We start from the raw sequence: 13,589 nt of genomic DNA on the forward strand, positions 1-13,589 counted from the left end.
GGCCGCGTTGCGTGCCGGACACGGCGTGCCCACCGCCGCACCGCGCGCCCTGCGCCAGTTCGCGCCGCAGATCGAGGCCGCCGCCCGCATGCCGTTCGCGCGCTGGGCCATCCTCGATGCGTTGACGCTGGCGTGGCAACCGTCCACCCAGCGCGACCCGACCGCCGCCGTCGCGCAATGGCTGGCGTCGGCGCCGCTGGAACGCTTGCCGCTGCCGTCGGCCGGTGCATGCGCGGCGCAGCTGGGTACGCTGGCACGGTTCTTCGACTTCGATCCGGCCGCGCGGCGCGTGCTGGGCGCGCGCCTGGCCCAGGCCCGTCCGGACATCGCCGCCGTGCTGGCGGCCCACGATTTCATTTCCCGAGGAGACCTATGATGAGCAATGGCAGCCTGAAGATCACCGGCGCGACGGTCACGCGCCCGGCCGCGGCGGCGGACGGCGCCAGTCCGGCCCCGCTGCAACTGTCGCTGTCGCTGGAAAACCCCGGCGACCAGGCCCTGCATGTCTGGGCCGGCTGGCGCGCCTACGACTACGATGCGGCCACCCACGTGCTGACCGTCTACCTCACCAGCCACACGCCGCCACTGCCGCCCGGCATCACACTGATTTCGGACCATCCGCGCACGCCGGCCCAGGTGGTCGTCGCGCCCAGGGCCAAGCTGAAAATCAAGGTCGAGATCCCGTCCACGATCCGCCGCCGCACGGCCGGGGCCGGCAAGGGCATCAGCTTCGTCGAGGAGCCGATCAGCCAGGTCGACCGGGTCGATACGCATCTGCAGTTCGCCCCCGAAGCGTTCGAAACCCGGCCGCATGAAACACCCGAACAACACCGTTCCCGCCTGCTCGCGCACGGCGACGTGGCGCGGGCCACCATTTCCACCAAGGAAGAAAAGGAGTAGCGGCTATGGCTTCCATCAACGACGTATTCAATGAACTGCAGGCGGTCAACGGCAATCTGGGCCTGATCCACGCGGACGGCATCGCGCAGACCAACGCCACCAACACGGTCAATGGCAGCGTCAACACGCTGGATGGCGACGTCAAGGCCGGCTTCACGGCCACCGTCAACGCGCTGAACATGAACGCGGCCATTGAAATCGAGGCGGTCAAGCTGCTGTTCCACCTGACGCAGCAGGCCGACACCATGATCTGCACGCTCGAGCATATCTCGAAAAACACCTGCGGCATCCTGACCCAGGCGACGATCCAGACCCATCTGCAAAAGGCCATCGCCGGCGAGCTGCACACCCTGGTCGAGCTGACCAAGCTGGCGCATCCGGCGGCGGCGCTAGAGCTCGAGCACTTCGCCAAGCTGCGCGCCGAGATCGAGCACTGCTGCCCGCCGCCGCAGATGCCGCCGCCGGCCTGCACTTACGAGCCGTGCAAGGCGCCCAAGCCGGTGGACATGCCGGACCTGCCCAACCCCTATCCGCATCAGCCGGGCTGATGGCGTCCGTGCGCGGCATGGCCGCCGAGCGCGCGGCCTGGGGCGCCGGCCTGCTGGTGCTGTGGGCTGCTGGCTACTTCGGCATCGGGCTGGCGCCGGCGCGGCTGGCGCTCGACACCTCCACCGCGTGGGATGCGGCGGTGCCGTTCGTCGGCGCCTCGGTGTGGATTTACCTGGCCGGACTGGCGATGATGGCGGCGCCGCTGTGGCTGCTGCCTTGCCGGCGTCTGCTGCGTCGCACCGGAATGGCCTATGCGCTGACCATCCTGGTATCGCTCGCCTGTTTCGCACTGTGCCCGGCATCGTCGGCCCGGCTGCGCGCGGCAATTGACCTGGAGCACATGGACCCGGTCAGCGGCTGGGCGCTGCGCGCGCTGCACGCAATCGACCCGCCCACCAATCTGTTTCCATCGTTGCACGTGTCGCTGTGTGCGCTGGCGGCGTTCGCGCTGGGCGAGGCGGCGCCGCCCGCGCGGCCGGCGTGGCTGGCCTGCATGGCCCTGGTCGCCATCTCCACCTGCACGCTCAAGCAGCATGTGCTGGCCGATGTGGCGGGCGGGCTGGTGCTGGCCCTCGCCGTGGGCGGTTTGCGCTGATGCGGCGCGTGTCGCCGGAAGCGCCGCTGCGCTCGATCACGGCCTGTCTGGAAGGGCGCGCCGCGCGTGAGCCGGAGCAATTGCTGTTCCGCTTTCTGCGCGCGGACGGCAACGGGGCTGAACATTACACCTGCCGCGCTTTCCTTGCACGCTCACGCGCCATCGCCGCCGGTCTGATCAGGACGCTGGGCCCGGCGCGCGGCCAGCGTGTGCTGCTGGCCTATCCGCCTGGACTGGAAATGGTGCTGGCCTTTTTTGCCTGCGCGCGCCTCGGGGTCATTCCGGTACCGGTGATGTCACCGGGTGCCGGCAACTTCAGCGGCGCCATGCACAAGCTCGACGTGATCGCGGCCGATTGTGGCGCCTGTGCGGTGCTCAGCACGGCCGCGCTGTGTGAATTCGTCGCCGCGCGCGACTGGCCGCAGCCGCAGCCGCGCTGGCTCGCCACCGATGGCATGACCGACCCTGCGGATGCGCCGCCAGACCATCCGCACCCGGTGCTGTTCTTGCAGTACACATCGGGCTCGACCGGCGATCCGCGCGGGGTGGTGGTCAGTCACGACAATGTGATCGCCAACGCGTTCGCCACCATCGATCACGTGCCGGTTGGCGTCTCGTGGCTGCCCCAGTATCACGACATGGGCCTGATCGGCTATTACCTGTTTCCGGTGGTGTGCGGTGGCGCCACGCATGGCATGGCGCCGGCGGATTTTTTGCGCCGTCCGGCGCTGTGGCTGCAGACCATCAGCCAGGTGCGCGCGACCTACGCGTCGGCGCCGAATTTCGGCTTCGACTATTGCCTGCGCGACGGCAAAATCAGCGCTGACGAGATGCGCGGAGTGGACCTGGGTTCGCTGCGGGTGCTGATGAATGCCGCCGAGCCGGTGCGGCCGGCAACGCGCGAGCGCTTCATCGAGCGTTTCGCCCGCCATGGCCTGCGTGACGACGCCTGCGTCGCCGCCTATGGGCTGGCCGAGAACACGCTGGCCGCGACGCATTACGGCCGCCACACGCTGGCGCTCGGGCAGGACAGCTTCCAGCGCGGCATCGTGCGTCTTGCCGCGCAAGGCGATGCCGTCCCGGTGCGCTTGGCCAGCTGCGGCGCGCCCTTGCCAGGCGTGGCGCTGCGTATCGTCGCGGCGGAGCGCGGCGTCGCGCTGGCGGAGGACGAAATCGGTGAAATCTGGCTGGCCGGCAGCAGCACCGCCGCAGGGTATTGGGGCCGCGAGCGAAGCGGCGGCGAAGCGTTCGGCAACCGCCTGGACGGCAGCGCGCACGCCTGGCTGCGTACCGGCGACCTCGGCTTTCTGCATGATGGCGAACTCTACGTATGCGGTCGCAGCAAGGATCTGATCATCGTGCGCGGGGTGAACCACTATCCGCAGGATATCGAGGCGGCGGTGGAGGCCGCGTGTCCCGCGCTCCGCTCCGGCGGCGTGGCCGCCTTTCAGGGGCGCGACGATGCCCTGGTGGTGCTGGCCGAGTCGCGCCGCGCGGCGCCCCCGGACATCGACGCGATGGCGCGCGCGCTGCAGATGCGCTGCCAGGTGACGCCGGACGCCATCGTGCTGGCGGCGCCGGGGATGATCGCCCGCACCACCTCCGGCAAGCCGGCGCGCAGCCTGACACGGCAGCGATACCTGGCGGGGCAATTGACCGTGTACGCCGTCCACCATCCGCCGGCGGATGGGCTGCTCGCACATCTGCGGGCGGCGCTGGCCGGCGGCGGGGCCGGCGACGCCAGCCTGGCCGACCTCGGCCTCGACTCATTGATGCTGACCGAGCTGGCGCTCGACCTGGAGCGGATGCTGCACCGCCGCGGCGGCGCGCAGCTGGCGGAGGTCATCGACCTGCCGCTGCTGCAGCGGTTGACGCTGGCGCAACTGGGGCAGCTGCTGCGCCAGCTCGACGGCGGTGGGGCCGCGGCGGCCATCGCGGCCGACCTGCGGCAACTGCGCGCCGGCTTCGACACCGATATCAGCCTGCGCATGCGGGCCGACGCGCAGTGGCGGCCGCCCCGCGCCGCTGCGCCCCGTCTGCCTGGCGCAGCGCCGGCGTCCGCGACGCCAGCGGACGGATCGCCACCTGCGTCACGGCCGGGTGGGCTGCTGTCGTCGGAGCCATCGGACGTCTTGCTGACCGGCGCGACCGGGTTTTTCGGCCCCTACCTGCTGGCCAGCCTGCTGCGATTGACGCCGCACACCTACCACCTGCTGGTGCGCGCCGACGACCAGGCGCATGCGGTACGGCGCGTGCGCCAGGCGCTGCACGACGCGGCCCTGCTGACGCCGTCCATGGCGACATTGCTGGCGCAGCGCACGCGCATGGTTTGCGGCGACCTGGCGCGGCCCGGTCTCGGGCTGGCAGCAGGCCAGTGGGACAGCCTGGCGGGCCGCACCGGCGCGGTGATCCACAACGCCGCCGCCGTCAACTACGTCGCTAACTACGAAGCGCTGCGTCCCCACAACGTGGAGGGCACGCGCACCCTGCTCGAGTTGGCCCATACCGGCCGGCGCAAGCAATTTCACCTGATCTCCACTACCTTCATCTTCGGCTGGACCACACAGGCGCTGTTGTCCGAGACCGACAACAATGACGCCATGGCCAACCTCGATTTCGGCTACGCCCAGACCAAGTGGGTGGCCGAACAGCTGGTGCTGGCCGCCCGGGCCGGCGGTCTCGATGCCCGCATCTACCGCCCCTCGCTGATCTCGACCTCGACCACCGGCGCCGGCGACCGCGATGACGTGGCGGTGCGGCTGCTGGCCTTCATGATCAACCACGGCGTCGCGGTCGATGCCGCCAACCAGCTCAGCATCCTGGCGGCCGACGTCGCCGCCGACAACCTCGCGGCCATCATCGGCGCCGGCGGCGAGGGCGGTGCCGCCATGCACCTCACCGTCGACGACTATTACAACATGGCCGACCTGACGCGTCTCATCACCCGCGACTACGGCTACCGCTTCACCTACTACGATATCCCCGGCTTCATCGCCGAAATGAACCGCCGTTGCACGCGGGCCGATCCGCTGTATCCGCTGCTCGACTTCTTCAACCGTTCGGCAACGAAAATCGCCGCGATGCAGCTCAAACGTTACAGCAACCAGCGCTATCGCGCCGCGCGCAGGCGCAGCGGCCAATCGCGCGCCGCGCCGGCGCTGGCCGACACCGTCTCCTTCCTGATCGCCTACCTGCGTGCCGAGCGCATGATCATCTGATTGGCCTCAGCTGTTAAGATAGGCGCAACCGGGAAGGACACGCATGAACGCGCCACACTTTGACGAATGGGAACTGACGGGCCGCACGCGCCGGCACGTGCAGCAGCACGCGCAACCACGTTTCGCCGCGCGGCCCGAGGTCGCCGCCGCCTTCCTGGCGCTGCGCGAGGCGGCACTTGCGGACGGCATCGACCTGTTGCCGATCGCCTCCTACCGGCCATTCGACAACCAGCTGCGCATCTGGAACAACAAATTCTCCGGCGAAAAGACGCTGTACGACCAGGCCGGCCAGCCGCGTGACTATGCCAGCCTGACGCCGCCCGAACGCGTGCGCGCCGTGCTCGGCTGGTCCGGCCTGCCCGGCGCCACGCGCCGTCACTGGGGCACCGACATCGACGTATTCGACCGCGCCGCCATGCCGCCCGGCTACCACACCAGACTGCTGCCGCAGGAAGTCGCGCCGGGCGGCGTGTACGAACGCCTGCATGCCTGGCTCGACGTGCACATCGCGCGCTTCGGCTTTTTCCGCCCCTACCGCGCCTACCGCGGCGGCATGTATCCCGAACCCTGGCACCTGAGTTACGCCCCCTCGGCGCAGGCGGCGCTGGACGCCTACCGCGCACAGGGCGTCGACCTGCTGGCGCGCGTGCTGCGCGAGGCCGACATGCTGGGCCGCGAACTGGTGCTCGAGATGCTGCCCGACCTGTTCCGCGACCACGTGCTGAGCGTCGATACACCAGACGCCGGATGACGGAGCTTTGGTGCCTAACGCGCACCAGTGTGTACCCGTTTCCATGCCTACCGGCGCCGCTGCGTCGTCTCTACCATGCAAGACATACGGCCTGTGCCGTGATCCCCGTCCGTCATCCCGTGATGCCGGACCGCCCACTGTCTTTTTGGAGATTCGATTATGTTATCCGTAGATCAAGCCATGCGCCCCGACCGCGCCGCAGCCAATGAACTGGTCCCGTCCCGCTACGCGCTGAAAGTTGGCGATCTCGATGTGCTGGTGGTCAGCGACGGTGTGCTGCCACTGCCGACCTCGACGATGGCTACCAATGCCGATCCAGCCGACCTGGCCGACTGGCTGAAACACCAGTTCATGCCGTCCGACGCCTACGATTGGCCGCTGAACGTGATGGTGGTGCGTAGCGGCGACAAGACCATCCTGATCGACGCCGGCCTGGGTTCGCAATTTTCCGGCTTCCCGCGCGCCGGCATGTTCCCCAAGCGCCTGCAGGACGCCGGCGTTCCGCTGGAAGAGGTCACCGACGTGATTGTCACCCACATGCACATGGACCACGTCGGCGGCCTGCTGGTGGAAGGCATCAAGCAGCGCCTGCGCCCGGATGTGCGCATCCACGTGTCCGAGGACGAAGTCAATTTCTGGGTCCAGCCCGACTTCACCCAGACCGTGATGCCGAATCCGGTGCCGGACGTGCTGCGTTCGACCGCCAAGGAATTCTATGCGGCCTACCGTGAACAGCTGCACATCTTCAAGGACAAATACGAAGTGGCGCCGGGCGTCGTCACCCGCCAGACCGGCGGCCACACGCCGGGCCACTGCGTGGTCGATTTGACGTCGAACGGCGAACGTCTGATGTTTGCCGGCGACGCCATGTTCCCGGTCGGCTTCGAGCACCCGGACTGGCACAACGGTTTCGAGCACGATCCGGTCAAGGCGGCGCAGGTGCGCAAGGGCCTGTTCCGCGAACTGTCGGAAAGCGGCGGCCTGCTGGTGGCCTCGCACCTGCCGTTCCCGTCCGTGGGCCGGGTCGGCACCGTCGGCGGGAACTTCCGCTACGTGCCCGTGATCTGGGATTTCTGAGTCCCCGCGCTTGATCGCCAGCCCTGCCACGGCAGGGCATTTTGCGTTGCCTCTCTCTTTTGCCAGAGCGCCTGGCCGAGTCACTAACCATAATTCGGTAATGACATGGTGCACTTTGTTTGACACACTCAGTCTACTTGCATTTTGTTAAGCAAGTCCCGTCGCACGCATTCCGCACATCCGCAGCACGTTTTAAGGGGTTCTCATGAATATCCATGCGATGTTCGTGCCAGCGCGCACGACCAAGCAATTTTTATGGTTGGGTCTGACACTGTCATTGACACTGACGCTGGCCGGTTGCGGCAAGCAGGATGACTCCGCCCAGCATGCCGGCGGCCCGCCGCCCGTGTCGGTGGCGCCGGCGGTCAAGCGCGATGTGCAGGAATTCGACGAATTCACCGCCCGGCTGGAAGCGCCCGACACCGTCGACGTGCGCTCGCGCGTGGCGGGGACGCTGGTGCAGGTGCATTTCCGCGAAGGCCAGCTGGTCAACAAGGGTGATCCGCTGTTCACCATCGATCCACGGCCGTTCGCGGCCGAAGCAGCCCGCGCCGAGGCGCAACTGGCGTCGGCCCGTACCCAAAGCGAACTGAACAAGCTGGAACTGGCGCGTGCCGAGAAACTGGTGGCGGTGCGCGGCGTCAGCCAGCAGGAGCTGGACCAGTTGCGTGCCGCGCTGGCCACGTCGCAATCGGCGGTCAAGGCCAACGAGGCGGCGCTGGTGCAGGCCCGGCTGAACCTGGAATTCACCCGCATCACCGCGCCGGTCAGCGGCCGCACCTCGCGCGCGAATGTCACGGTGGGCAACCTGGTCAATGTCGGCGATCCGGTGCTGACCACGCTGGTGTCCAATGACCGCATTTACGCGTATTTCGATGCCAGTGAGGCCATTTACCTGAAATACATGCGCGCCGCCCGCGATGGCACCCGGCCGTCGTCGCGCGACAAGCCGAACGCCGTCCGGCTCGGCCTGGCCAACGAGGAAGGTTATCCGCACGAAGGCAAGATGGACTTCGTCGATAACCGCCTGAACCCGGCCACTGCCTCGATGCGCGGCCGCGCCGTGTTCGACAACAAGGATGGCTTGTACACGCCGGGCCTGTTCGCACGCCTGCAAATGGTGGGCAGCGGTACGTATGCGGCTACGCTGGTGGCGGACCGCGCCATCACCACCGACCAGACCCGCAAGGTGGTGCTGGTGGTCGGCAAGAACAATATCGTCGAGCAGCGCGAAGTCAAGCCCGGCGCCCTGATCGACGGCATGCGCGTGGTCACCGGCGTCAATCCCGGCGAACTGGTGATCATCGACGGCCTGCTGCGCGCCTTCCCCGGTGCGCCGGTCGCGCCGCAGGTGCTCAAGCTGGACGAGCACGGCAAGCCGATACCGCCCGCGCCGGCCGGGGCTGCTCCGGCGGCCAAAGGCTGAGGGGCGGCGCATGGATATCTCGCGTTTCTTCATCGACCGGCCCCGTTTCGCCACGGTGCTGTCGGTCTTCATTTTCATGGTCGGCCTGCTGGCGATTTTCCAGCTGCCGATTTCCGAATATCCGGAAGTGGCGCCGCCGCAGATCGTGGTGCGCGCGCAGTTCCCCGGCGCCAATCCACGGGTGATATCGGAAACCGTGGCGGCGCCGCTGGAAGAGCAGATCAACGGCCTGGAAGGCATGCTGTATTTTGAAAGCCAGGCCACGGCCGACGGCAGCATGACCCTGACCGTGACGTTCAAGATCGGCACGGTGCCCGAGCAGGCGGAGACGGCGGTACAGAACCGCATCAACCGCGCGCTGCCGCGGCTGCCGGACATCGTGCGCCAGATCGGCGTCACCACCGAGAAGCAGTCGCCCAACCTGACCATGGTGGTGCACATGGTCTCGCCCGACAACAGCCACGACGCGCTCTACCTGCGCAACTACGCGGCGCTGAACGTGCGCGACGACCTGCTGCGCATCCCCGGCATGGGCTCGGTGCTGCTGTTCGGCTCGGGCGATTACGCGATGCGCGTGTGGATCAACCCGCGCCTGCTGGCCGGGCGCAACATGACCGCCGGCGACGTCGTCACCGCCATCCGCGAGCAGAACAACCAGGTCGCGGCCGGTGTGGTGGGCTCGCCGCCGGCGGTCAACGATACCGACTTCCAGCTGCAGGTCAACGCCCAGGGCCGGCTGATCAAGGAGGAGGAGTTCGCCAACATCATCATCCGCAGCGATCCCAAGACCGGCGCGCTGGTGCGCATCAAGGATATCGGCCGGGTCGAAATCAGCGCCAACTCGTACTCGCTGCGCAGCCTGCTCAACAACAAGGAAGCGGCGGCGATCGGTATCTTCCAGTCGCCGGGTTCCAACGCGCTCAAGCTGTCCAACGACGTGCGCGCCACCATGGAAGCCGCCAAAAAGAATTTCCCGAAAGGCGTGGATTACGACATCGTCTACGATCCCACCCGCTTCGTGCAGACATCGATCGAGAAAGTGGTCCATACGCTGGTCGAGGCGGTGCTGCTGGTGGTGCTGGTGGTAATCCTGTTCCTGCAAACCTGGCGGGCGTCGGTGATTCCGCTGCTGGCGGTGCCGGTGTCCATCGTCGGCACATTCGCGATGCTGCTGTTGCTGGGCTACTCGATCAACACGCTGACCCTGTTCGGGCTGGTGCTGGCGATCGGCATCGTGGTCGACGACGCCATCGTGGTGGTGGAAAACGTCGAACGCAACATCGCCGACGGCCTGACGCCGCACGACGCCACCGTGCGCGCCATGCGCGAGGTGAGCGGCCCCATCATCGCCATCGCGCTGGTGCTGTGTGCGGTGTTCATCCCGCTGACCTTCGTGCCGGGCTTGTCGGGCCAGTTCTACAAGCAGTTCGCCGCCACCATCGCGATCTCGACCGTGATTTCGGCGTTCAACTCGCTGACCCTGTCGCCGGCCATGGCGGCCTTGCTGCTGCGTCCGCACGACGCGCCCAAGGACCGCGTGATGCGCGCCATGGACAAGGTGTTCGGCAAGTTTTTCCACTGGTTTAACTGCATGTTCCAGCGCCGCAGCGCGGCCTATGGACGCGGCGTCACCGGCCTGCTGCAGCGCAAATCGCTGGCCCTGGTGGTGTACGGCGTCCTGCTGCTGCTGACCGGGCTGCTGTTCACGCGCATTCCCAGCGGTTTCGTGCCGGCGCCGGACAAGCAGTACCTGATCGGCATCGCCCAGCTGCCGGCCGGCTCCTCGCTGGGCCGTACCGAGAAAGTGATACGCGACATGAGCGATATCGCGCTCAAGGTGCCGGGCATCGTCGATTCGATCGCCTTCCCGGGGTTGTCGATTGCCGGTTTCTCGTCGGCGCCGAACGAGGGCATCGTCTTCTTCGGCCTGGCGCCGTTCGAGCAGCGCACCTCGCGCAACCTGTCCAAGGACGCCATTCTCGGCAAGGTGAACGGCGCAATCCAGGCCATCCAGGGCGCGCGCATGTTCGTGGTGCCGCCGCCGGCCGTCGATGGCCTGGGCAACGCCGGCGGCTTCAAACTGCAGGTGCAGGACCGCGGCGGGCAGGGCGAGCAGGCGCTGTATGGCGCGGTGTGGGGCAGTGTGCTGGGGCCGATCTACGGCAATCCCAAGTCCGGCATCGGCACGCCGTACTCGAATTACGATATCAATGTGCCGCAGCTGTTCGCCGATGTCGACCGCACCAAGGCCAAGCAGATGGGCCTGCCGCTGCAGGAAATCTACGACACCCTGCAGATCAACCTGGGCTCGCTGTACGTGAACGACTTCACGCGATTCGGCAAGACTTACCAGGTGGTGGTGCAGGCCGACGCGCCGTTCCGCGCGCAGGCCGACAGCATCACCAACCTGGAGACGCGCAACCAGTTCGGCCAGATGGTGCCGCTGGGCGCGGTGCTGCAGGTGGCGCCGACCTTTGGGCCGACGCGGGTGACGCGCTACAACGGTTTCCCGTCTGCCGACATCAACGGCGCCGCCAAGCCGGGCTTCTCCAGCGGCCAGGCGGAAGCCGAGATCGAAAAGCTGGTCAAGCAACTGCCGCGCGGCATGTCGTACGAGTGGACCGACCTCAGCTATCAGGACCGGCTGACGCGCGACATCACGCTGCCGGGCCTGAACATCAAGATTCCGACGCTGGGCGCCGTGCTGTTCCTGTCGGTGGTGCTGGTGGTGCTGGTGCTGACCGCCCAGTATGAAAGCTGGAGCCTGCCGCTGGCCATCATCCTGATCGTGCCGATGTGTATTTTGTCGGCCTTGTTCGGCGTCTGGATCTCGCACTTCCCGCCGTTCTCGCAAGGCGGCGACCTCAACCTGTTCACCCAGGTGGCGCTGGTGGTGCTGGTCGGCCTGGCGTGCAAGAACGCGATCCTGATCGTCGAATTCGCCAAGGACCTGGAAGAGCAGGGCCAGCCGATGCTGGAAGCGGTGATCAACGCCTGCCGTCTGCGTCTGCGGCCTATCCTGATGACCTCGATCGCCTTCTGCGCCGGCGTGATCCCGCTGATACTGGGCAGCGGCGCCGGCAGCGAAATGCGGCGCGCCATGGGCATCGCCGTGTTTTCCGGCATGGTCGGCGTGACCGTGTTCGGCATCTTTCTGACGCCGGTGTTCTACAGCCTGCTGCGCAAGAGTACCGAGAAAGGCCGTGCCCACGCGGCCGAACTGCGGCACCAGATCGACGCGTCCGCCCATCCATTCCACGCCGGCATCGACGATGCCGATCCGCCGCGCACCAAGGGGGGCGTATGATTTTGTCTCGCACACATCTGCTGGCCGCGGCCGCTACTGCTGCCGCGCTGGCATTGGCCGGTTGCTCCAGCGCGCCGCCGGTGAAGCTCTACCAGCCTGAGCTGGGCGGCGCCTTCGTCAACGCGCCGGCCTCGGCTGTGGCTGCGGCGGAAGAACCGGTCGGCGAATTCTGGCGCGCCTTCCACGACCCGCTGCTCGACTCGCTGGTACAGCGCGCGCTGCAGGCCAACACCGACCTGCGCACCGCCACCGCCAGCCTGCGCGAGGCGCGCGCGCTGAACCGCTTTGCCGATGCCGAGCTGCTGCCCAATGTCGGCGTCAACGCCGGCGTCTCGCGCATTCGCGGCACCAACGACCTGGGCGTGCAGAGCACCAACAATAACTACGCGGTCGGCTTCGACGTCGCCTGGGAAGCCGACCTGTTCGGCCGCCTCGGCGATGCACGGCGCGCCGCGCAGGCCAACGTGCTGGCCGGCGCGGCCGGCGTACGGGCGGCGCAGGTCAGCGTCAGCGCCGAAGTGGCGCGCAACTACTTCGAGCTGCGCGGCCTGCAGGAACAGCTGCGGGTGGCGGTCGCCTCGCTGCAGACCCAGCAGGCGGCGCTGGAACTGGTCGACGCCCGTCTCGACGTCGGCCGCGGCACGGCGCTGGATTCCGAACGTGCGCGCGCGCTGGTCAGCTCGACCGCGTCCAACGTCCCGGCGCTCGAGGCGGCCTTGATCCGCACGCGCTACCGGCTGGCCGTCTTGTGCGGCCTGCCGCCGACCGCACTCGATGCCGAGCTGGAGCCGGTGCAGCCGCTGCCCGGGCTGCAGGCGGTGCAACTGTCGGCGATAGGTTCGCCATCCGCGCTGCTGCGCCGGCGGCCCGACATCCAGCAAGCGGAAGCGCAGGCGGCCGCTGCGGCGGCGCAGGTCGGCGTCGCCCGCAGCGCGCTGTTCCCGACATTGACGCTGGGCGGCACGATCGGCCAGAACGCGCTGCAGTTCAGCGACCTGGGCAAGGGCAGCGCCTACGTCTACAACCTGGGCGCGCAGTTGACCTGGAACCTGCTCGACTTCGGCCGCATCCGCGCGCAGATCGCCGCCGCCGATGCGCGCAACGATGCGGTAATGGTCAACTACGAGCGTGTGGTCCTGGCTGCGCTGGAAGAAACCGAAGGCTCGCTGGCCACCTACACGCGCACCCAGCGTCAGACCCAGCTGCTGTTTGAATCGGCGCGCTCGTCGGAACAGGCGGCCGTGATCGCGCGCGAGCGCTTCGCGGTCGGCTCCACCGACTTCCTGACCGTGCTGGACGCCGAACGCGAACTGCTGTCCGCGCGCGACCGCCTGGCGCAGGCCCAGACCGGCGCCGCCACTTCACTGGTGGCAGTGTACAAAGCCCTCGCCGGCGGCTGGGAGGTGCCGGCGCCAGAGCATCATACTTTGACTGAGGAGATCCCATGAAAGCATACATCCCTATCGCGGCACTGGCGCTGATGGCGCTGGGTGCCGGCACGGCCCAGGCCAGCCCGGAACTGGCCAAGGCCAAAAACTGCACCGCCTGCCACGCCGTCAGCACCAAGCTGGTCGGTCCGGCATTCAAGGACATCGCCGCCAAGTACGCCGGCAACAAGGAAGCGGAAGCCATGCTGGCGCAGAAAATCCGCAAGGGCAGCACCGGCGTCTGGGGTGCGATCCCGATGCCGGCTAATCCGCAAGTCAATGAGGCGGAGGCGACCACGCTGGCGCAGTGGGTACTGTCGCAGAAGTGAAAGGCAGGCG

General features: G+C 67.6%; 11 protein-coding genes. All 11 read left to right on the plus strand.

Annotated elements, in window-relative coordinates:
• A partial coding sequence (locus tag E4L98_RS20950; protein WP_205746794.1) for a hypothetical protein occupies positions 1 to 376 on the plus strand: 376 nt, incomplete at its 5' end.
• On the plus strand, positions 373 to 900 hold the full coding sequence (locus tag E4L98_RS20955; protein WP_167761400.1) for a hypothetical protein: 528 nt from the start codon (positions 373 to 375) through the stop codon (positions 898 to 900). The genes E4L98_RS20950 and E4L98_RS20955, both read left to right, overlap by 4 nt.
• Positions 901 to 905: 5 nt before the next feature.
• A complete protein-coding gene (locus E4L98_RS20960) occupies positions 906 to 1,448 on the plus strand; it encodes a hypothetical protein (RefSeq protein ID WP_135203485.1) in 543 nt (180 codons plus the stop codon).
• Entirely contained in the window at positions 1,448 to 2,044 is a 597-nt protein-coding gene (locus E4L98_RS20965) for a phosphatase PAP2 family protein (RefSeq protein WP_135203486.1), read from the plus strand. The genes E4L98_RS20960 and E4L98_RS20965 overlap by 1 nt, the downstream gene beginning before the upstream one ends.
• Positions 2,044 to 5,262, plus strand: a complete 3,219-nt coding sequence (locus E4L98_RS20970; protein ID WP_135203487.1) for a thioester reductase domain-containing protein — start codon at positions 2,044 to 2,046, stop codon at positions 5,260 to 5,262. Before E4L98_RS20965 ends, E4L98_RS20970 begins: the two co-directional genes overlap by 1 nt.
• A gap of 43 nt (positions 5,263 to 5,305) precedes the next feature.
• Positions 5,306 to 6,013: a M15 family metallopeptidase gene (locus tag E4L98_RS20975; RefSeq protein ID WP_135203488.1), complete on the plus strand. Its 708-nt coding sequence runs from the start codon at positions 5,306 to 5,308 to the stop codon at positions 6,011 to 6,013.
• A gap of 159 nt (positions 6,014 to 6,172) precedes the next feature.
• A complete protein-coding gene (locus tag E4L98_RS20980; RefSeq protein ID WP_135203489.1) occupies positions 6,173 to 7,090 on the plus strand; it encodes an MBL fold metallo-hydrolase in 918 nt (305 codons plus the stop codon).
• 205 nt (positions 7,091 to 7,295) lie between these two features.
• Positions 7,296 to 8,516, plus strand: a complete 1,221-nt coding sequence (locus E4L98_RS20985) for an efflux RND transporter periplasmic adaptor subunit (protein ID WP_135203490.1) — start codon at positions 7,296 to 7,298, stop codon at positions 8,514 to 8,516.
• Positions 8,517 to 8,526: 10 nt separating this feature from the next.
• Complete coding sequence (locus tag E4L98_RS20990; protein WP_135203491.1) at positions 8,527 to 11,823, plus strand: efflux RND transporter permease subunit; 3,297 nt, start codon at positions 8,527 to 8,529, stop codon at positions 11,821 to 11,823.
• Positions 11,824 to 11,825: 2 nt separating this feature from the next.
• Positions 11,826 to 13,271 (plus strand): efflux transporter outer membrane subunit, encoded by a 1,446-nt coding sequence (locus tag E4L98_RS20995; protein WP_167761401.1) that lies wholly within the window; start codon positions 11,826 to 11,828, stop codon positions 13,269 to 13,271.
• A complete protein-coding gene (locus E4L98_RS21000) occupies positions 13,268 to 13,579 on the plus strand; it encodes a c-type cytochrome (protein ID WP_135203493.1) in 312 nt (103 codons plus the stop codon). Before E4L98_RS20995 ends, E4L98_RS21000 begins: the two co-directional genes overlap by 4 nt.
• The last annotated feature ends 10 nt before the right edge of the window (positions 13,580 to 13,589 follow it).

The sequence above is a fragment of the Duganella callida genome (assembly GCF_004614165.1).
Classification (GTDB): Bacteria; Pseudomonadota; Gammaproteobacteria; order Burkholderiales; family Burkholderiaceae_D; genus Rugamonas; species Rugamonas callida.